Source organism: Bradyrhizobium sp. HKCCYLS3013, assembly GCF_051167615.1.
In the GTDB taxonomy this organism is placed as follows: Bacteria; Pseudomonadota; Alphaproteobacteria; order Rhizobiales; family Xanthobacteraceae; genus Bradyrhizobium.
This window is the reverse complement of sequence record NZ_JBNPTK010000001.1, coordinates 72,551-93,114: the sequence shown is the minus strand read 5'-3', so window position 1 is coordinate 93,114 and position 20,564 is coordinate 72,551. Positions and strand designations below refer to the sequence as shown.

The 20,564-nt window shown below is 66.4% G+C and carries 18 protein-coding genes; 5 read left to right on the top strand and 13 right to left on the bottom strand.

Features of this window, described 5'->3' with window-relative positions; translation table 11 throughout:
• Positions 1-117: 117 nt before the first annotated feature.
• The 9 genes from ACQR1F_RS00390 to ACQR1F_RS00350 form a co-directional block, all read right to left on the bottom strand.
• Positions 118-708 carry a 3-keto-disaccharide hydrolase gene (locus ACQR1F_RS00390; protein ID WP_434912350.1) on the bottom strand — a complete coding sequence of 197 codons (591 nt, stop codon included), beginning with the start codon at positions 706-708 and terminating at the stop codon, positions 118-120.
• Positions 709-805: 97 nt separating this feature from the next.
• Positions 806-1,666, bottom strand: coding sequence for a D-amino-acid transaminase (locus ACQR1F_RS00385; protein WP_434912349.1), 861 nt, complete (start codon positions 1,664-1,666; stop codon positions 806-808).
• A 113-nt stretch (positions 1,667-1,779) separates the two neighbouring features.
• Positions 1,780-2,511 carry an amino acid ABC transporter ATP-binding protein gene (locus ACQR1F_RS00380; protein WP_434912348.1) on the bottom strand — a complete coding sequence of 244 codons (732 nt, stop codon included), beginning with the start codon at positions 2,509-2,511 and terminating at the stop codon, positions 1,780-1,782.
• Between the two features lie 9 nt (positions 2,512-2,520).
• On the bottom strand, positions 2,521-3,213 hold the full coding sequence (locus ACQR1F_RS00375; protein WP_434912347.1) for an amino acid ABC transporter permease: 693 nt from the start codon (positions 3,211-3,213) through the stop codon (positions 2,521-2,523).
• Between the two features lies 1 nt (position 3,214).
• Positions 3,215-3,946: an amino acid ABC transporter permease gene (locus ACQR1F_RS00370; protein WP_434912346.1), complete on the bottom strand. Its 732-nt coding sequence runs from the start codon at positions 3,944-3,946 to the stop codon at positions 3,215-3,217.
• Between the two features lie 207 nt (positions 3,947-4,153).
• Positions 4,154-5,068 (bottom strand): amino acid ABC transporter substrate-binding protein, encoded by a 915-nt coding sequence (locus ACQR1F_RS00365; RefSeq protein WP_315801873.1) that lies wholly within the window; start codon positions 5,066-5,068, stop codon positions 4,154-4,156.
• A gap of 367 nt (positions 5,069-5,435) precedes the next feature.
• Positions 5,436-6,818, bottom strand: a complete 1,383-nt coding sequence (locus tag ACQR1F_RS00360) for a M20 family metallopeptidase (protein ID WP_434873287.1) — start codon at positions 6,816-6,818, stop codon at positions 5,436-5,438.
• A gap of 835 nt (positions 6,819-7,653) precedes the next feature.
• Complete coding sequence (locus ACQR1F_RS00355; protein WP_434912345.1) at positions 7,654-9,318, bottom strand: thiamine pyrophosphate-binding protein; 1,665 nt, start codon at positions 9,316-9,318, stop codon at positions 7,654-7,656.
• Positions 9,319-9,531: 213 nt separating this feature from the next.
• Entirely contained in the window at positions 9,532-10,656 is a 1,125-nt protein-coding gene (locus tag ACQR1F_RS00350; RefSeq protein WP_434912344.1) for an alkene reductase, read from the bottom strand.
• 100 nt (positions 10,657-10,756) lie between these two features.
• Between ACQR1F_RS00350 and ACQR1F_RS00345 the strand changes: the two genes are divergently transcribed.
• From ACQR1F_RS00345 to ACQR1F_RS00335, 3 genes are all read left to right on the top strand, one after another.
• Complete coding sequence (locus tag ACQR1F_RS00345; protein ID WP_316179535.1) at positions 10,757-11,146, top strand: winged helix-turn-helix domain-containing protein; 390 nt, start codon at positions 10,757-10,759, stop codon at positions 11,144-11,146.
• Positions 11,147-11,299: 153 nt separating this feature from the next.
• Entirely contained in the window at positions 11,300-12,151 is an 852-nt protein-coding gene (locus tag ACQR1F_RS00340; RefSeq protein ID WP_434912343.1) for an SDR family NAD(P)-dependent oxidoreductase, read from the top strand.
• 410 nt (positions 12,152-12,561) lie between these two features.
• Positions 12,562-14,145 carry a hypothetical protein gene (locus tag ACQR1F_RS00335; RefSeq protein WP_434912342.1) on the top strand — a complete coding sequence of 528 codons (1,584 nt, stop codon included), beginning with the start codon at positions 12,562-12,564 and terminating at the stop codon, positions 14,143-14,145.
• Here ACQR1F_RS00335 and ACQR1F_RS00330 read toward each other — a convergent pair.
• The 4 genes from ACQR1F_RS00330 to ACQR1F_RS00315 all read right to left on the bottom strand — a co-directional run bounded on the left by ACQR1F_RS00330 (position 14,072) and on the right by ACQR1F_RS00315 (position 17,713).
• Complete coding sequence (locus tag ACQR1F_RS00330; RefSeq protein ID WP_434912341.1) at positions 14,072-15,346, bottom strand: hypothetical protein; 1,275 nt, start codon at positions 15,344-15,346, stop codon at positions 14,072-14,074. The genes ACQR1F_RS00335 and ACQR1F_RS00330 overlap by 74 nt on opposite strands.
• Positions 15,343-16,347: a hypothetical protein gene (locus ACQR1F_RS00325; RefSeq protein WP_434912340.1), complete on the bottom strand. Its 1,005-nt coding sequence runs from the start codon at positions 16,345-16,347 to the stop codon at positions 15,343-15,345. The genes ACQR1F_RS00330 and ACQR1F_RS00325 overlap by 4 nt, the downstream gene beginning before the upstream one ends.
• A gap of 335 nt (positions 16,348-16,682) precedes the next feature.
• Positions 16,683-16,958, bottom strand: coding sequence for a YiaA/YiaB family inner membrane protein (locus tag ACQR1F_RS00320; RefSeq protein WP_315721840.1), 276 nt, complete (start codon positions 16,956-16,958; stop codon positions 16,683-16,685).
• A gap of 56 nt (positions 16,959-17,014) precedes the next feature.
• Entirely contained in the window at positions 17,015-17,713 is a 699-nt protein-coding gene (locus ACQR1F_RS00315; protein WP_316179543.1) for a PspA/IM30 family protein, read from the bottom strand.
• Positions 17,714-17,816: 103 nt separating this feature from the next.
• Between ACQR1F_RS00315 and ACQR1F_RS00310 the strand changes: the two genes are divergently transcribed.
• Complete coding sequence (locus tag ACQR1F_RS00310; protein WP_434912339.1) at positions 17,817-18,434, top strand: TetR/AcrR family transcriptional regulator; 618 nt, start codon at positions 17,817-17,819, stop codon at positions 18,432-18,434.
• Between the two features lie 382 nt (positions 18,435-18,816).
• On the top strand, positions 18,817-20,451 hold the full coding sequence (locus ACQR1F_RS00305; protein WP_434912338.1) for an ABC transporter substrate-binding protein: 1,635 nt from the start codon (positions 18,817-18,819) through the stop codon (positions 20,449-20,451).
• Positions 20,452-20,564 lie beyond the last annotated feature (113 nt).

The window sequence follows — 20,564 nt, the reverse complement described above, 5'->3', positions numbered from 1 at the left end:
AACTGGTGACGCTGGCCAGGCTGGCCCGCCATCCTCTGCAGATGATGGCGCGCCATTGGTACTGCAAAGGCCTTTACCGCGCGAGCCGCGGTCAGCGCCGCTGCCCGGAATGCACCGCTATAGCGGCTTGATCTGCACCTTCTTGAACTTCACGACGCCCGAGCCGTATTGCAGGGCGATCGGCCCCGCAGCATGCTTGCTGTCGTCGACGTCGACGGTCTTCTCGCCGTTGAGCATCACGGTCAGCCGCGTGCCCTTGGCGGTGATCTCGTAGGTGTTCCACTTGCCGCCGGCCTTCGGCATCGGATCGACCTTGGACACGTCGACGATGGCGCCGGTGCCGTATTTCGGATCGGGCCGCTTGTCGAAGATGTTGACCTCGTAGCAGATGTTGGAGTCGATCTTCGCCGACTGGTCGCAACGGATGAAGATGCCGCTGTTGGCGGCGTCGTCGACCCAGAACTCGGCCTTGATCTGGAAATCCTTGTAGCTGGCCTTGGTGACCAGATAGGACGGATCCTTGCCGTCGAGCTTGTCGGCCATCAGAACGCCGTCCTTCGCCTCCCAATTGGCCTTGCCGACCTCGGCGAATTCGACCTTCTTGTCACCGTCGACCAGGGTCACCCAGCCGTCATCGGCGAATGCCGTCCCCCAGCTCGCGCCCGCAATCAACAGTCCGGCCGCAAGCCCGCACAAGCGATACCGCATCGAAACGCCTCCCCGTTTTTGTTTGGTTCGCCGCCACGATAGCAAAGCGCCGGACGAAGCAAACGGGTTTCGATGCTGCATCTGCTCTCTCGTCGAACTACACCGCCGTCGCGCGCGCAAAATCGACATAGATCTCGCGCAGCCGCGCCGCGACCGGGCCAGGCTTGCCGTCGCCGACCGGCTTGCCGTCGATCGTGACCACCGGCTGCACGAACGAGCTCGCGCTGGTGATGAAGGCCTCCTTCGCCGCGAGCGCCTCCTCCACGGTGAACAGCCGCTCCTCGACCTTGAGCTGACGCTCCTCGGCGAGCCTCACCACCGCCTTGCGGGTGCAGCCCGGCAGGATCGCGTTGGAGTTCGGCCTGGTGACGATGACGTCGTCCTTGGTCAGGATGAAGGCGGAGGACGAGCCGCCCTCGGTCACGTGACCATCCTCGACCATCCAGGCCTCTCCAGCGCCGGCGGCCGCAGCCGCCTGCTTCGCCAGCACCTGCGCCAGCAGCGCGACGCTCTTGATGTCGCGCCGCGCCCAGCGGATGTCGGGCACGGTGATGACGCCGATGCCCGCCGTCGCCGAGGGTGCATCGACGATGTTCTTGGCGGTCACGAACATCACCAGCGTCGGCTTGACGTCGCCTTTCGGAAACGGGAAGTCGCGGCCCTTGTCAGCGCCCCGCGTGACCTGCAGATAGGCCATGCCCTGGTCGAGCCGGTTGCGCGCGACCAGCTCCTTCTGCAGCGCCTCGATTCGCGCCAGGCTCTCCGGCAGCGCCAGCCCGATCTCGCCGACCGAGCGCTCCAGCCGGGCGAGGTGCGAGGCGCTGTCGACCAACTTGCCGTCGAGCACCGCCGCCACCTCATAGATGCCGTCGGCGAACAGGAAGCCGCGATCGAGCACCGAGACCTTGGCCTCGGACAGGGGCACGAAGGCGCCGTTGACGTAAGCGATGGGGTCCAAGGCGGTATCTCCTTTCTCATCAGCGCACGCATAGTCCTTAGCATGCGCCGATCGTTTCTCTCGCCGTCATTCCGGGGCGATGCGCAGCATCGAACCCGGAATGACGGGTCTAACTAGTGCGACAAAATCTTCGACAAGAACTGCTGCGCGCGCTCGCTGCGGGGCTGGCCGAAGAACTCATCCTTCTTGGCGTCCTCGACGATCTCGCCGCGGTCCATGAAGATGACGCGGTGGGCGACCTTCCTGGCAAACCCCATCTCGTGGGTCACGACCATCATGGTCATGCCCTCGCGGGCGAGATCGACCATGACGTCGAGCACCTCGCTGATCATCTCCGGATCGAGCGCCGAGGTCGGCTCGTCGAACAGCATGGCGATCGGGTCCATGGCGAGCGCACGCGCGATCGCGACACGTTGCTGCTGGCCGCCCGAGAGCTGCGCCGGAAATTTCTGCGCCTGCTCCTTCAGCCCGACGCGCTCCAGCAGCTTCATGCCCTTGGCGGTCGCTTCCTCGTGACCGCGCCCCAGCACCTTCTGCTGGGCGAGGCAGAGATTTTCGATGATCTTCAGATGCGGAAACAGCTCGAAATGCTGGAACACCATGCCGACGCGCGAGCGCAGCTTCGGCAGGTTGGTCTTGGGATCATTGACCTTGAGACCATCGATCGTGATCGTGCCGTCCTGGAACGGCTCCAGCGCGTTGACGCATTTGATGAGGGTCGACTTGCCGGAGCCGGAGGGACCGCAGACCACCACCACCTCGCCCTTGGCGACCGAGGTGCTACAGTCCTTCAGCACCTGGAAGCTCGGGCTGTACCATTTGTTGACGTGGCTGATTTCGATCATGGGAGCCGACTACCTGATGATGGCGATGCGCGACTGCAGGCGGCGGACGCCGTAGGACGCGATGCAGGAGATGGTGAAGTAGACCAGGGCCGCGAACAGGTACATCTCGACCAGCCGGCCGTCGCGCTGCGCGACCTTGGAGGCGGCGCCGAGGAAGTCCGGGATCGAGAGCACGTAGACCAGCGAGGTGTCCTGGAACAGCACGATGGTCTGGGTCAGCAGCACCGGCAGCATGTTGCGGAACGCCTGCGGCAGCACGACGTAGCGCATGGTCTGCGCGTAGGTCAGGCCGAGCGCCGAGGCCGCCGCCGGCTGCCCGCGCGAGATCGACTGGATGCCGGCGCGCATGATCTCGGAGAAATACGCGGCCTCGAACAGGATGAAGGTGATCAGCGAGGAGGCGAAGGCGCCGACCTTGATCGGCCGGGACGAGCCGGTGATCCACTGCCCGATATAGGGGACCAGGAAGTAGAACCAGAAGATCACCAGCACCAGCGGCAGCGAGCGCATGAAGTCGACATAGAGCCCGGCGATCCAGCCCATCACGCGATAGCCGGACAGCCGCATCAGCGCGATCATGGTGCCGAAGACGAGACCGCCAAAAGCCGACAGCGCGGTCAGCGTCAAGGTGAAGGTCATGCCGTCGATGAACAGGTAGCTCAGCGAGCGGCGGATGACGTCGAAATCGAAATTGGCCAGCATCTCATTTGCCCGTGATGTAGCCAGGGATCGCCACCGCGCGCTCCAGCAGGCGCATGCCGATCACGACGATGACGTTGATGACGAGATACATCAGCGTTGCGGCGCTGAACGCCTCGAACACCTGGAAGGAGAATTCCTGCATCTCGCGGGCGGCGCCCGTCAGCTCGATCAGACCGATCGTGATCGCCACGGCGCTGTTCTTGACCGTGTTGAGAAATTCGGACGTCAGCGGCGGCAGGATGATGCGGAAGGCCATCGGCAGCAGCACGTAGCGATAGGCCTGCAAGGTGGTGAGGCCGAGCGCGGTCGCCGCCATCATCTGGCCGCGCGGCAGCGAGCCGATGCCGGCCGCAAGCTGCACCGCGACGCGCGCCGACATGAACAGCCCGATGCCGACCGCGGCCGTATAGAACGGCGCATTCGGCATCTGTTTCAGCCACAGGCCGGCGGTTCGCGGCAGCAACTCGGGCAGCACGAAGAACCACAGGAACAGCTGCACCAGCAGCGGCATGTTGCGGAAGAACTCGACATAGACGAAGCCGATCCAGGTCGCCAATTTCGAGGGCAGACTGCGCAGGATGCCAACGATCGTGCCGCAGATCAGCGCGATCACCCAGGCCGACAGCGAGGTCACGATGGTGATCTTCAGCCCCGACAGCAGCATGTCGAAATAGGTGCCCGCCCCGGTCGGGTTCGGCTCCAGGAAGATGTGCCAGTTCCAGGTGTAGTTCACGGGGGTGTCCTGAAGTGATAGCTCGCGGTCGGTTTACGCAATGTCGCCACGAGCGACACTGCGCTCCCCTTCCCCCGCGCGAAGCGGGGAGGGGTCGGGGTGGGGGTCTCAGCAAAGACTGCCCCTGCGGGCCCCCTCCCCAACCCTCCCCCACAAGGGGGGAGGGAGCGCACCGGCGTCGCGGCACGAGCTTAATGCGACTTCACCTTACGGCTTGTACGAATCCGGATCCGGCGAGTCCGACGGCTTGGCGAACTCAGCCTTCAGCTCGGCCGAGATCGGGGTGTTCAGGTTCAGGCCCTTCGGCGGGATCTTCTGCATGAACCACTTGTCATACAGCTTGGCGCCCTCGCCGCTGGTGTAGATCTTGGCGGTCGCGGCATCGACGACCTTCTTGAACTGCGGATCGTCCTTGCGGAGCATGATGCCGTAGGGCTCCGGCTTGGAGAACGCATCCTTGGAGATGACGTAGGCGGCCGGATCCTTGGAGCTAGCGACGAGGCTCGACAGCAGGATGTCGTCCATCACGAAAGCCACGGCGCGATCGGTCTCGACCATCAGGAAGGCTTCGGCGTGATCCTTGGCCGGGATGATGTTGATCCCAAGATTGCGTGCGGCATTGGCTTCGGTGAGCTGCTTGATGTTGGTGGTGCCGGCAGTCGACACGACCGTCTTGCCCTTCAGATCATCAATCTTGTTGATGTTGCTCGACTTCTTCGAGACGTAGCGGCTCGCCGTCAGGAAGTGGGTGTTGGTGAAGGAGATCTGCTTCTGGCGCTCGGCATTGTTGGTGGTGGAGCCGCATTCCAGATCGATGGTGCCGTTGGCGAGCAGCGGGATGCGGGTCGACGACGTCACCGGATTGAGCTTCACGTCGAGCTTGTCGAGCTTGAGCTCCTTCTTCACGGCATCGACGATGCCCATGCAGATGTCGATGGCAAAGCCGATCGGCTTCTGATTGTCGTCGAGATAGGAGAACGGGATCGAGGAGTCGCGCACGCCCAGCGTGATCGCACCGGTCTCCTTGATGTTCTTCAGGGTCCCCGTCAGGTCCTCGGCCTGCACCTGGCCGGCGCAGAGCGCGGCGGCGACGGCAAGACCGAATAGGCGAAGCTGCTTCATAACTGATCTCCTCAATCCGGCTGATCGCCGGATGCTTGCATAAACCACAGCGAACTCAAAATGGCCCCCGCCCCCGGACGATCACCGGCCGGACGAGCGCGGGCACCATAGACCGCCCCGCGGCGGGAAGTTCTCGGACGCTTGCGACAAATTGCCTGTCCCGCGTCCCCTTCGACAAGACGTTCGGGCTGAAACGGCAGCGCCGAACGTCGGGATGGTAAACTACGATCAGCTCGCATGCCCCGCGACCAGACGAAAGTTGCAGGCGGACGGTTCCCGCACGCGGCACGCCCCTCACTCCGGCTCAGGCGGCGGGAGGTGAGCACCAATGATGCCAGGCGATGTGTGCTCATGCCTCCTTCTCGGTTCACAGCGGCTTCCGCAATTCGCCAAGATCCCAGAACAGCCCGGCCATCAGGCCGAGCGCCTCCTCCGTGACATCCAGCAGAATGTGCTCATCCGGCGCGTGCTGCGAGCAGCCCGGATAGGAATGCGGCACCCACATGGTCGGCATCTTCAACACGTCGGCAAACACGTCATTGGGCAGCGAGCCGCCGAAGTTCGGCAGCACGGCGGGCGCCTTGCCGGTGCTCATCTTGATGGAATCCGCGGCCCATTTGATCCAGGGACTGTCGATGTCGGCGCGCGAGGCCATGAAGCCCTGCGTCATGCTGACCTCGATCATCGGGAAGCCATGCGCAACGAGGTGGTTCTTCACGTCCTCCACGATGCTGTCGACCTTGGTGCCGACGACGAAACGCAGCTGCAGCACGGCACGGGCGCGGCCCGGGATCGCATTCGCCGGCTTGTCGATATTGCCGGAGGAGATCGCCAGCACCTCGAGCGTATTCCAGGCATAGAGCCGCTCCGCCGGCGTCAGCCCGTCCTCGCCCCAATTGTCGGACAGCGCCGGCTCGTCGGCGGTCGGCTCGACCTTCACGTCGGCGAGGATGGCGCGGATGGCGTTGGTGAGGCGCGGCGGCTTCAGCGACTCCAGCTTGATGCGGCCCTGGCCGTCGACCAGCGTGGAAATGGCGTTGGCGAGAATGGTCGCGGGATTGGCGAGCACGCCGCCCCAATTGCCGGAATGATTGCCGCCCTCGCGCAGGTTGACGTCGAGATGCAGCCGGATGCCGCCGCGGCAGCCGAGAAAGATGGTGGGGCGCGCGGTCGACAGCCGCGGGCCGTCCGAGCCGATGAAGACGTCGGCCTTCAAGGCGTCGCGATGCCGGTCGGCCACCTCTGCGAGATCGGGCGAGCCGATCTCCTCGCCCATCTCGATGATGAATTTGGCATTGAAGCCGAGCTTGCCGCCGCGGGCCTCGCGCACCGCGCGCAGCGCCGCCATGTTGATGCTGTGCTGGCCCTTGTTGTCGGCCGTGCCGCGGCCGTAGAGGCGGTTGCCGTCCGGCGTCACCGCCCAGGGATCGCGCCCGTCGCGCCATTCGCCGGCCATGCCGTCGACGGTGTCGCCGTGGCCATAGCTGAGCATCGTCGGGGCGCTGTCGCTCTCGTGGTAGGTCGCGATCAGGAACGGCGACTTGCCGCTCGGCGAGGGCACGATCTCGGAGAAAAAGCCGAGCGCGGCAAAGGACGGCGTCAGCTCGTTGGTCAGATACGCCGCGAGGTCGTCCTTGCGCTCGGGATTGAGGCTCTCGGTGCGATAGGCGACCCGGCGGCCGAGCTCGGCCAGGAAGTCACCGCTCGTCAGGCTCTGACGGGCACGGGCGATTGCATCAATCCTGGTCATGGCGCTTTTCCAGTCACAACGAAGGCGGCGTCATATCGGGATCGTGGGCGAAGCGAAAGAGGCTGGGTTTGAATTCAATTGGTCAGCGCATGCGTCTCGGATTATGGAACTGCCATGCCTGGGACTTGACGCGTCGGGCAGCATTGTCGCCGTCCCCGACTTACGCGCTCTCGTTCTCGCGGTGCGGTCGAGCACCCGAGCTATTGGCATGAACACCCTCACGAGACGGAGGGCGCGGGGAATGCCGGGTGAAGGCCTCACCCATGGCCCGCCTGCAGAAAGAAAAGCAGGCGGCAGTCACCACAGGTTCAGCCGAGCATCCGGCATTCCCCGCGCGACGGTTTTCACGCTTATAGCGCGCTCTCCCCGGTGTCCGGCTCGATAGCCACCGTCGTCTGCGGGATCATCACCCGCGGACTTGGCGCCAGCATCGGGGCGCCAGGACCACACGCCTTCACGTCCGCCAGATGCCGTTCGTCGGCGCGGGCTTCCCCACGCTGCGGCATGCCGACAGCCGTCGCATCCCCACCTCGCGTGTCGTGACGATCGCGATGCGCCCCTCCGTGTGAGGCGGGATTTCGGGAATAAAGCACATCTTCGGATATTCGTAAAGAATTTTCTCGCGGCTTCTCCGCCCGCCGCCTCCTTCGAGACGCCCGCCTGCGGCGGGCTCCTCAGGACGAGGACCGAGCTTGTGGCGAAATCCTAACCCTCATGGCTGGCGAGATCTCCACCCTCATGGTGAGGAGCGCCGCTTCCCCCGGATGGTCATGACCGAGCGAGCAGGTCGCCGCGGATGAGGTGCGGCGCGTCTCGAACCATCAGGCCAAGCTGTTCAATTCACCGCATTGCTCACCATCACCTCGATCAGCTTCGTGCCCGGCCGCCGGAAGGCCCCCGACAGCACCGACTTCAACTCACCGGGATCGCTGACGCGCAGTGACTCGCAGCCCAGCGATCTTGCCAGCCCGGCGAAGTCCACCGGCGGATCGACAAAGTCCATGCCGATATAGTTGTCGTCGCCGTGGAACGACAGCAGCCGCTGCTTGATGATGCGATAGCCGCCATTGTTGACGATGACGACGGAGAGCGGCAGCTTGTGGTGAGCCGCGGTCCACAGCGCCTGGATCGAATACATCGCACTGCCGTCGCCGGAGTAGCACACCACGGGACGGTCGGGATTGGCGAGGCTGACGCCGACCGAGGCCGGCAGGCCCCAGCCGATGCCACCCGACGCGAGGCCGTGATAGTTGTAGCGGTCGCGGTACGGCCACAGCGCCGTCATGTAGCGCGCGGACGTCAGCCCCTCGTCGACCAGGATGCCATGCTCCGGCATGGCCTGGGCCACCTGCAGCGCGAGATAGTCGGGATCGATCGGCGTTTTGTCGCGTGCCGTCTCGATCTGAGCGGTCAGCGTCCGGCGCCGCGCACTCCAGTTCTTCGACGACAGCTCCGCGATGCGCGCTTGCGCGGTAGCTTGCAGGGACGAACCGCCCACCTCGCGCAGCAGCGGCGTGAGCTGCAGGAGCGTCTCGCGGACGTCGGCTTTCAGCGCGATCTCGGCGCCGAAGTTCTTGCCCAGCTCCCAATCGACCAAGCCGATCTGCACGATCGGCAGTCCCTCCGGCAGCGGCTCGATCTCGCTGTGCACGGACATCCGCAACGGATCGGCGCCGAGCACGATCAGCAGATCATGCGGCGCCAGGAGATCGCGGACCTGCTTCTGCGCGCGCGACAGCGAGCCGATGTAGCAGGGATGCTCGGAGAGGAAATGCGCGCCATAGGGCGCGGACTGCTGATGCACGGGTGCGCCGATCGCGCTGGCGAACTCCGCGGCGGCCTGCAGCGCATCGCTCTTGACGATCTCGTCGCCGGTGATGATCACCGGCCGCTGCGCCTTGAGAATGCGCTGCGCCAGCCCCTGCAACGCGTCCGCGGTCGGCCGCACGCGCGCATCGACCCGCGTCGACCGGCCGAGCTCGATGCCGGCTTCGGCATTGAGGATATCACCGGGCAGCGAGATGAAGACGGGGCCCGTCGGAGGCGTGGTCGCGACCTTGGCGGCGCGCCTGACGATGCGCGGCAGGTCCTCCAGCCTCGTCACCTCGACCGCCCATTTCACCAGCGGCTCGGCCATCCGCACCAGCGGACCGTAGAGCAATGGCTCCATCAGGCCGTGGCCCTGCTCCTGCTGGCCGGCGGTGAGGATCATCGGCGTGCCGGTGAATTGCGCATTGTAGAGCGCGCCCATCGCGTTGCCGAGACCCGGAGCGACGTGGACGTTGCAGGCGACGAGACGTCCCGAGGCGCGGCTGAAGCCGTCGGCGATCGCCACCACCAGGCTCTCCTGCATCGCCATGACATAGGTGAGATCTGGATGATCCTTCAGCGCATGCATGACGGGCAGTTCGGTGGTGCCGGGATTGCCGAACAGATGCGTGATGCCCTCGTCCTTGAGCAGCGCGAGGAAGGCCGAACGTCCGGTGGTGCGGTTTTTCATGTTGCAGTTCCTCCGGCGACGCGGTGTTGTTTGTTGGTGCAAGCCCTCACCACGTCATGGCCGGGCTTGTCCCGGCCATCCACGTCGGTCGGCACGCTTGGATGGACGTGGATGCCCGGGACAAGCCCGGGCATGACGATGTGGAAAGAGACGAGCGAAGAGCGTCGATCATCGTACGCTTCGTTCCTCGCAATGACGTGGAGAGAGCGGAGGCTACGCCTCGGCTGTCTCCTGATACACCGGATAATCCGTGTAGCCCTTCTCCTCGCCGCCGTAGAAGGTCGGGCGGTTGTAGGGCGTCAAGGGCCAGCCGTGCTGCAGGCGTGCCGGCAGGTCCGGATTGCTGATGAAGTAGCGACCGAAAGCGATGGCGTCGGCATGGCCGGCCTTGATCGCCGCCTCCGCCGGCTCGCCGGTGAAGCCGCCGGCGCCGATCAGCACGCCCTTCCAGATCGGCCGGAATAGGGCGATCGCCGACGGCACGTTCTGCCAGTTGACGTCGGCGCGGCCGGCGCCGGAGGAGCGCGGCTCGATCAGGTGCAGATAGGCGATGCCCAGCTTGTCGAGCGCCTCGATCGCATGGGTGTAGAGCGGCATCGGGTCGGCTTCGCCGGAGCCGTTGGCGATGCCATAGGGCGACAGCCGCACGCCGACCTTGTCGGCACCGCAGGCGCCGATCACGGCCTCGGTCACCTCGAGCAGGAAGCGGCAGCGGTTCTCGATGGAGCCGCCGTAGCGGTCGGTGCGCTGGTTGCTGCGGGTCTGCAGGAACTGCTCGATCAGATAGCCGTTCGCACCATGCACCTCGACGCCGTCGAAGCCGGCGGCCATCGCATTGCGCGCGGCCTGGCCATAGGCGGCGACAAGCGCGGGGATCTCGTCGGTGTCGAGCGCACGCGGCGTCTCGTAGGCCGCCGGCCTGCCGTCCGCCGTCATCGCCTTGAGATCGTCGCCGATCGCGATCGCCGACGGCGCCACCGGCAACGCACCGCCCGGCTGGAACGAGGAATGCGAGACGCGGCCGACATGCCAGAGCTGCAGGAAGATGAATCCGCCCTTGGCATGCACGGCGTCGACGACCTGCCTCCAGCCGGCGATCTGTGCCGTGCTATAGATGCCCGGCACGTTCGGGCTACCGGTGCCGGTCGGCGCGACCGGCGAGGCCTCGGCGATGATCAGCCCGCCCGGCGTGGCGCGCTGCGCATAATAGTCGACGTTGAGCGGCCGCGGCGCGAGCGTCTCCTTTGCGGCGCGCATGCGGGTCAACGGCGCCATCACGACGCGATGCTTGAGGTGATAAGGACCGATCGTGAGCGGTGAAAACAGCGCAGGCAGCATTTCGTCCCCAGATGTCGTTGCGATTGTCGATTGGCATCATCTTGTTCGCAAAACATGATGGTGGCAATGTCCGCCCCACGTCAGTATGAGCAGACCCTCCATGCCGAAAGCGAACGCCCTGCCCTCGCTCAGCCTGCGCATCGATCTCGATGACGGCAGCCGGATCGGGCCGGGCAAGATCGCGCTTCTGGAGAACATCGCGCGGCACGGCTCGATCTCAGCGGCCGGGCGCGCGATGGACATGTCCTACAAGCGGGCCTGGGACCTCGTCGACGAGATCAACCGGGTATGCCGGCAGCCCGCGGTCGCGCGGCAGACCGGCGGCCGCAATGGCGGTGGCGCGGCGCTGACGGCGTTCGGCGCGCAGCTGGTCGAACGTTACCGGCGCATCGAGCGCGACGCGGCCAATGCCGTGAAGAAGGATCTCGCCGCGCTGCGCAGCGACATCGAGAAGCCACGGAAGGCCCGCGCGGCCAGAACCGCGTCGTAAGCCGGTTCCAGCCGACGCGGTGCATCTGTGACCGGACTGATGCGGCTCGCGTTGTAGCCGCAAAAAAACCCGTCTTGCCGTCAGCCGGATGATCTTGCGGCCGCGCCGGGACATCATACACCAGCATCTCATCGTCATGCCGGAGAACCTGCCGTGTCTCACCCTGCCTTGTCCGCCGACCACACCGCCGTCATCACCGGAGGCGCCTCCGGCATCGGGCTCGCCGCCGCCATGCGCTTTGCAGAACGCGGCATGAACGTCTGCATCGCCGATATCGACGAGGCCCGGCTGCGCGACGCCGCCGCCAGGCTCGCGGCTGCGACCAAGCGTGGCGAGGCTGCGGTCATGACCGCCACGGTCGATGTGAGCAGCCGGGACAGCGTGGTCGCGCTCGAAACGGCGGTGCGGCAGCGGTTCGGCGCGATCGACGTGCTGATGAACAATGCCGGCATCCAGCCGGGCAGCAAGATGCTGGCCGACGACAATTGGCAGCGCATCCTCGGCGTCAACCTGTGGGGCATCATCCATGGCGCGCAGGTGTTCGCCCCCGGCATGATCGCGCACGGCCGGCGGGCGCTGATCATCAACACCGGCTCCAAGCAGGGCATCACCACGCCGCCCGGCGATCCCGCCTACAACGTCTCGAAGGCCGGCGTGAAGGCGTTCACCGAGGCGCTGCAGCACGAGCTGCGCAACACGCCCGGCTGCCAGGTGACGGCGCATCTGTTCATTCCGGGCTTCGTGTTCACGCCGCTGACCGCCAATGGCCGCGTCGAGAAGCCGGCCGGCGCATGGACGCCAGAGCAGACCGTCGACTTCATGCTGGAGCGCGTCGCGGCCGGCGACTTCTACGTGCTGTGCCCTGACAACGACGTGCCGCGCGCGCTGGACGAGCGGCGCATCCTGTGGGCCGCGGGCGACATCGTCGAGAACCGGCCGCCGCTGTCGCGCTGGCATGCCGACTACGCCGACGCGTTCTCGGCCTTCGCAAAGAAATCGCCATGATCCGGCCACATCGCAGCGGCGGCCCGTCGTTGCTCCGGATCTCAGCATCATTTCGCCGGACGCGTCGGATCGTCGCAAGGCGCTCCGTGTGCGTTCGGAACGTCCAGCATCGACCGAATCGCGGCGGTCGAGCGCTCTTGCAACTCACTGATTTGCCGTGGCGCGACGTCGCCGCGGGTCGCGCGCTCTTGAAGCGGCCCCTCACCCGTCAAGCGGTGAGATGTCGCAGCTCTGCGGCAGCGCCCCCCGTATGCCGCACGACAATCTGACGCAGACGCATTCCACACTCCTTGCGCGAAGCAGCCACGAAGCGGGCAGCAGATAGCCCGCATCATCCGCACCCGCGTCAGCCGCGCCCCGTTGCCTCGGCTCATCCGCAGTGGTGCGCAGCCTTGGGGAGTACGTCGGACATGTCGCACCATCATCGTCACCATCACGACAGTCACCACGATCACCATCATCACAACCACCACCATCATCATCACAATCATCACTGCCAGCCGGCGCCTGCGCCGATGCCGCCCACGCCGACACCTCCCACACCCACGCCACCGACGCCCGCGCTCGGCTTCGCCGAACTCGGCGTGGTGTTCAACGACGCGACGCGCTTTCTCGAAGGCGGGCTGTGGCGCAACGTGGTCGACGAAGGCGGCCAGGGGCTCGGCAGCGTCTACAACTACACCGGCGATCTCACCGTGATTCAGGATGGCCTGAAGGCGATGGTTGCCGCCAACCAGTTCACCGGGCAGACGCTGACCAACGTCAACAAGATCCTCGCCGACATCACAGTCGCGCAGGATGCCGCGATGGCGTCGGTGACCGGCGGCGGCGCGTTCGGCAGCATCGCGGCCGCGGAGACCGCGCTGCGCAACGCGCATCTCGACATCCTCAACGTCGTCAACAACGATCCGAACCTCGCCGGCAAGGCCACCAACGCCGATGGCGTCACCGGCTTCCTGCAGGCGCCGGCGCTGCTGCCCGAGGGCGTGACGGCCGCAACCGCCGCCAAGGGCACGCTGGCCGAGCTCGGCCTGATCTTCAACGACGCCGCCAACCGGCTGATCGGCGGCGTCAACGACAGCAATGTCGACATCATCCAGGACGATGTCGACGCGCTGATCGCCGGCCTCAATGCGCTGGTCGCCGCCAACCCGCTGCAGTTCGGCGGCCTGACCGGCGTGCACGCGCTCGCCATCATCGACCAGCTCGCGCTCGTCAACACCCACATCAACGGCGCGGCCGGCAATGTCGACATCGGCCGCGCGCTCAACGACGACTTCCTCGACATCATCGACATCGTCGCCGGCGACACCAATCTCGCCAACATGGCGCAGCAGAACGGCCTCAACGGCTGGACCGGATTCGGCGACTTCCTCAATCCGACGCCGGCCTATCAGGACAACCAGGCGCAGACCGATTTCTGGGCCATGTTCATCGCCCAGTCGAACGCGCTCGGCAAAGCCGCCATCGCCGCGGTCAATGCCGGCGACGCCGCCGCGATGGCGAAGGTCACCGCCGACCTGATGACGTTCAAGAAGGACGTCACCGATTTCGACGCGGCGCAGGGCGGCATCTTCCAGGCCCGCTTCGACAACGAGCTGCTCGGCGACCAGAGCACGCTCGGCGCCGAGATCGCCAAGATTCTCGAAGGCTTCCAGGCCGGCAACAAGGCGCTGGTCGCCGCGGCCGCCGACCAGATGCACCAGAACGCAGCCGATGTCGGCGGCAACAACATCCCGGTCAATGGCGGCGCCTACAATGTCGATGGCACCACGATCGGCCAGGTGCTGGCGACCACCGGCGGCGGCAACAGTGCCGACGCCGCCGCCGTCCTGGCGGCCATCACGGCGGCGCCCGCCTCGAACGTGATCATGCTGGCGAGCGCGGCGCCCGCCGCCAGCGCCGCTCCGGCGACCCTCGTCATGGACGGTCCGATGATGGAAGGGCCGATGATGGACATGTCACAGCATCAGCATCATCACATGTGGGCGTGATCACGTCTCGCTCGGGCGCCTGCACCAGCAGGCGCCTGACCAGCGCGAGCGCGGTTTCCGTGGCCGGATCGGCCGAGATCACGGAGACCGCGAGCACGATGAGATCGACTGGCTGGTGCGACAGCACGATCACATGCGTCGCATGCCGCGCATCCATCAGCGCCACCATGCGCTCGACGGCCGGATCGGCGACCGCCCGCCGCCACGGCGCATCGGCCCGGCGCAACACCCGGCGCGACGCGAGAAAGTCGCGCAGCAGCGGCGGATCATAGGCGATCAGCTCATCCTCGCGGCAGCGGCGCGCGCTCTCGAAGACAGGCTGGCGGGTGAGCTCGGCGATCAGATCCTCGCGTGTCGCCGCGTTCGACGCCCCGATCGAGTCGAGCACGCCAGGCTCGCGGGCTTGCAGCACCGCGCGCAAGGCGTCGCCGATCAGTCCGATCGTGAGCACGCCGGCCACGGCGACCGCGCAGAAACGCATCAGTTGCGCCGCGTCGACCTCCGATGAGAGCGCGGCCGCGGCAGCGCCGAGCAAGGCGGCGCCGAGGATCCGCAACACTGTCAGCAGCCCGCTTTGGCGCTGCGTCTCCGCGCTGGCGCCGGCGATCAGGATCGCGGTCACCGCCAGCAGCGCGCCCAATGCGCCGAGCCGCACCGGCATGCCCGGCGCCAGCACGCGAAAATCTGTGATGATGAAGGGGATGACCATGATGGCGCCGAAGGCGACGCGATCGATGGCGCGGTTCTCCCACGCCAGCAGGCTCGCGCGGTCGCGGCGAAGCAGCAGCCAGGCGCAGGTCGCAAAGCCCGCGAGCTGAAAGGCTGACAGCACGATTGTGTGGTGACTTTCGAACGCGACCGGACCGAGCGCGCCGGCGATCGCGAGAGCCGCGCCGCCGGCAAGGGCAATTGCCTTGAGCATGCGATGCGCGTGCCGGCGCAGCAGTCCTTCGGTCACCACCAGCGCGCCAAGCGGGATCAGCGCTGCCGGAATCAGCGAGATGCGGTCGAGGAAAGCATTGTCCGTCCACCAGGCGATACCGCGCAACAGGAACAGCGCGGCGACGGTCCCGAGCAGAACGACGAGCCGCGCCGTCAGCGGTCCCCGGGGATCGCGCCGGTGCAGCATGGCTGCGGCCACCGCAAGGCCGATCGCGCCGCAGAGGTTGACGATGGAGTCGGCGACGATGCCGGCCGTCATGGCGCGGGCTCGCCGGCCGGCAGGCGCGGACGCAAGGTGCCGAACGTCCTGGTGTCGTCGAGCCAGTGCACCAGCGGCAGGATCATCCGCTGCAGCGCCAGCACGGCCGAGGTCGCCAGCAGCGCCGGCAGCGAGTCCGAGGGGATCTCGCGCAGCAGATAGCGCCGGGCGGCGGCGAGATCGATCCGGCCGAGCTGCAGCAGATCGTCGCCCCTGGCGTAGTCGAGCTCGCGCGCACAGAAGCCGTTGTAGACGGGGTCGCGATGCTTGGGCGCGTCGTCATACGTCTTCTTGAGCGCGTCGGAGCCGCCGGTATAGGCGTCGGTGATGACGAAGCGCTGTTCGTCGAACCCGGCCTCGTCGCCGACGCCGAAAACCGCCCGATGCGCCCGCATGATGCCGCGCGCGAGCTGAAGATGCGCAAAGCTCGGCCGGGCCTGCGGCAGCGGCGACGGATAGACGTCGGAGAAGGTCTCGCAGACCATGCCGGCCACCGCCGGCACCTGCGTGACGTTGGAGATCCATTTCGGCCGCAGGCCGTCACGGATGAACAGCAGCAGCGTGGTGAGGCCGTAGAGCACGCCGGAAAGGCCTTTGCCGCGCGCGTCCGGGTCGACCATCACCAGTCCGAGATGCAGCACCTGCTGGGCGTCGCCGTCGCGCTCGACCTGCATCACCGCGAGCGCGTTGAACGCGATCGGCCGGCCGCCCGCCTCCTCCGACACCACGGTGATGATGGCGCGCGCGAGCGGCTCGCGCTGGCCTGAAAAAATGCCATAGGTGAGCTCGCCGGCCGGCAGCGTCTTGCCGGCGACGGTGCGAAGATCGGCCACGAGCGCCGCCAGCGCCGCATCATCCAGGGTCGTGCCCGGGCTCTCGACGATGCGCGTGCGCAACTCCGCATGGGTGCGCAGCGACAGATCCATCGCCTCCTGGCCGAGCGCGGTCAGCCAGAAGCTGATGCTGCGTCGGATACGCCCCACTGCTGCGACGATGTTCATGCCTCAACCTAGCACGGCGTGATCAGAAGCGGCGCAGCCGGGATCACAGCCGCCCTGGCCGCCTTATGCCCTGGTGCTGTTAATTCACGATAACGACGAGGGACGGAGCGTGAGCGAGGGTAAACGCAGGTTGAACGACGTGAGCGGCGGACGCCATCGCGCCCACCGCCTGCCGGCGCTGTCTCGCCGAAGTCGAAGCTTGCCCCGCAAACTGCTCCCTGACCCGGATTGCATCTTCGAGGCAGTCCGGCCTCTCCCTTATCGGCCTTCGCTCTCTTCGAGCAACGGCGGACAAGAGCGGGGAGAGGCGAAGAGAGCGAGACTGCCGCGGCCGCCTACGCCGCCTTCGACACCTCCATCAGCAGGCGCTCGGCGCGGGCGTCCTCGATGCGGTTGACGAGCTTGCCGCTTTCGTGGCGGTCGCGCAGCGTCTTGGTCAGGGTGACGCATGTCTGCACCAGCATGACGATGCCCATCGTCAGGTAGCCCTTCATCCAGAGATCGATCGGCATGAAGAACACGCCGAGGGCGACGAGGAAGGCGGAGGCCCCGAACGAGGCGTAGGAGAAGGTGATGAAGGCGCTGCTGTGCGGCTGGGTGTTCTGGTTCATGGTCGGCTCCTATGATGGCAGTGGTTGTTGATGCGTTCGATCGGGGGTGACGGAATTCAGTTGGCCGGGGCGGTGCGGCCGGCCTTCAGCCGCGCCAGCACGTCGTCGGCAGTGGTCTTGATGCGCGGGCCAAAGCCCTGCTCGGCGAGCTTCTCGGCCGTGGTGATCGGCCCCGTCGCGGCATCGAGCTCCATGAGCGCCTCGTCCGCGGCTTGCGCCTCGATCTGCCGCTCGCGCAGCCGTTTCAGCGTCGCCTCGGCCTCGGGCAGCGTGCACTCGTAAGGACGCGCCGCCTCGATGCCGCCGCGGCGCAGATTGCGCACGGCCTCGGAGGCGCGCGCGATCCGCCGGCCGCGATCGAGTTCGGCAATGCGCGCCTCGGCGTTGACGACATGCTTCTTCAGCCTCGTGATCTCGGTCGCGAACAGCGCCCGCGCCGTCCGCGCCGCGTCACGCTCGGCCTCGAGGCCGGCGATCGCCTGCGCCGCCTCGCGGGCCAGATCCTCGCGGCCGCCGTCGAGCGCTGCGGTGGCGCGCACCTCGAGATCGGTGATCCGCGCCAAGGTCGCCTCGAGCCGCTTGCCCTCCTGCTGGTCCTGCGCGATGGCCAGCGCCAGCGCGCGCTTGCTGCGTTCGACAGCGGCGGCGGCGTCACGCAGCTGCTGATCCAGGATCACCAGCGCGGTACGGTCCTGCAGCTCCTCCTCCGCGACGGCCACGGTGCCCCGAAACAGCGTCAGAACGGTCTTGAACATTGTGAACTCCCTGTTATGAGCATCGCTCATAGGATTTCTTCTAGCGCAATCATGAGCGGCGCTCAAGGATTATTTTGAGCGACGCTCAATATTTTGGTCGACAATGTCCAAGACACTGGAAAGACGCGCAAAACAGCGCGAAGCCCTGATCGAGGCTGCCGAGCGGATGATCCGCACGCGGGGTCTCGCCGGCCTGAAGACGCGCGATCTCGCCCAGGAGATCGGCGTCGCCAATGGCGCGGTCTACAATCTCGTCGCCGATGTCGACGAGCTCGTGCTGATGGTCGGATCACGCACCCTGGCGCGGCTCGATGCCAACCTGTCCGCAGCCGAGGGCGCGGGCCCTCCCGGCCCCGAGGCTGCGCTGGTGCGCATCGCGATCGCCTATTGCGACTTCGCCGCCCACAATCTCGAGCTCTGGCGCGCGCTGTTCGAACACCGCATGGCGCCCGAGAAGCCGCTGCCCGACTGGGCGATCGCCGACCAGATGCACCTGTTCCGCCACATCCACCAGCCGCTGGCGGCGTTGTTTCCACAGCGCTCGTTCGACAACATCAGCGTCACCGCGCGCAGCCTGTTCTCGGCGGTCCACGGCATGGTCGCGCTCGGCCTGGAGCAGAAGCTGATCGCGGTGCCGCTCGCGGCCTTGCGCGCGCAGATCGCGACCATGGTGAAGGCGATGGTGACGGGACTGGTGGCGGAGGAGAAAGCCGGCCACTGACGAGAGGCTTTGCGCCGGGCGAACAGCATCATCGGCACCTGATGCCAACCATCAGGCTCGACTGCTTCACGTCTACTTGTTGTCTTAGCTAATTGCCCTCATGGCGGCGCAGCTCTCTCGTTGTTCAGCCGGAATTGACGGCGCGAACAAACAACCGCCGCATTGCTTCGCAGTATCATGTCGACGTTTGGACTTGTTCCAGACAACATGTCTGGGACAGTCGAGCCACCAGCACGCGATGATGAGTGCTGGTCGTGCGACATGCGCAGATCTCGACGCATGGCCACACTCATCCGGCCGGCAGAACCTGCAGCGTATGACGGCCGCGCGATCAAGAAGAAAACTCCAACGAGTCCATGACGCGCGAGCCAAGGGGGAAATCGTGAGACATTTGCGTGCGCCCAATGACGACCGCGATCCGCCATTCCCGTCCGGCTACGACGACGGCCGGCGTCCGATGTATGAACAATCGTGGCGCGACGAGCACGACCGGCCCACGCCCGCTGAATTCGCGTCGCGCTACGGCGTGCAGGAGGTTCCTCCGCCGCCACGGGAGCGGCGGTTGCTCGGCGTGCTGAGCGTGCTGGGGCTCGTGGCTGTCGCCGCTGGCGTGGCCGGCTTTGCCGCGATGCGGCTTCCGACGCGGTGGACCGCTGCGCTCTCCGCCAACGGCAGTGCGGAGGTGACGACGCCGGCAACAGTCGCCCCGCTGCCGGTCCGCGCCGCGCAGACAGTCGCGCCGGTCCAGGATGCTTTCCCGACCGGAGCGTTCGCGAGCGCCCTCCCCGTGGTCACGCCAGACCAGAGCATGCCGCTCAGGGAGGAGGACCGCACGCCGAAGTTCGACACGCGGATGGCCAATGCCGCGGCGGCGCCGCCGACCAGCGCGCGCCCCCCGGTCCAGGGCGTGACCGACACCGAAATCAGCTTCGGAATGGCGGCGCCGTTCTCGGGTCCGGCCCGGGAGATGGGCCATCAGCTCAAGCTCGGCATCGACCTCGCCTTCGCGCAGGCCAACGAGGAAGGCGGCGTGCATGGCCGGCAGCTCAAGCTCTACACGGCCGATGATGCCTATGAGCCGACGCGGACGCTGAACGCGATGAAGGAGCTCTACGAGCAGCACAAGGTGTTCGGCTTCGTCGAGAACTACGGCAGCCCGACGGCCCTGATCTCGGTGCCCTACGCGCTCGAGCACCATGCGCTGTATTTCGGCGCCTTCACCGGGGCTCCTTCGCTCCGCCGCGACCCGCCGGACCGCTACGTCTTCAACTACCGCGCCGGCTACGCCGAGGAAGCCCATGCGCTGGTGAACTATCTCGTCAAGAGCCGCAAGCTGCGACCGCAGGAGATCGGAGTGCTCACCCAGCAGGACGCCTACGGCGACGCGGGGTGGGAGGGCGTCAGCAAGGCGATGCACGCGCTGCGCGGCGGCGCGGGCGACGCCTTCCGCATGAGCTACAGCCGCAACACCGTCAATGTCGACGAGGCCATCGCGCAACTCCGCCGGCAGAAGCATGCGATCAAGGCCGTCGTGCTGGTCGCCACCTTCCGCGCCGCGGCCAAGTTCATCGAGAAGACCCGCGACCTCTATCCGGACATGACCTACGCGACGATCTCGGGCGTCGGCAGCACCGGCCTCGCCAGCGAGCTGATGGTGCTCGGCCCGCGCTATGCCGACGGCGTCATCTGCACCCAGGTCACGCCGGCCGTCGACGGCTACGCCTCCGTCACCCTGAACTACAAGAAGGCGCTCGCCAAATATTTCCCCGGCGAGCCGGCGGACTACTCGTCCCTGGAAGCCTATCTCACCGCCAACGTCCTGATCGAAGGGCTGCGGCGCGCTGGTCCCGCCGTCGACACCGAGTCGCTGGTCGACGTCCTCGAATCGATGCAGAACTACGAGCTCGGCGTTGGATCGAAGGTGAGCTTCGGCCCCTCCGACCACCAGGCGCTGCACAAGGTCTGGGGCACGCAGCTCGACAAGACCGGCCAGTATCATGCGATCGATCTCGAATAGACGGAATGGCCGGATCGCGCCGCGCTCGGCGCATGTCAGCGGGTTGCGTCGATCCGCGATTTCGGCCATATCGGTCCGATGATCAAGACCGAGACCCTGCGCGCGAACATGTG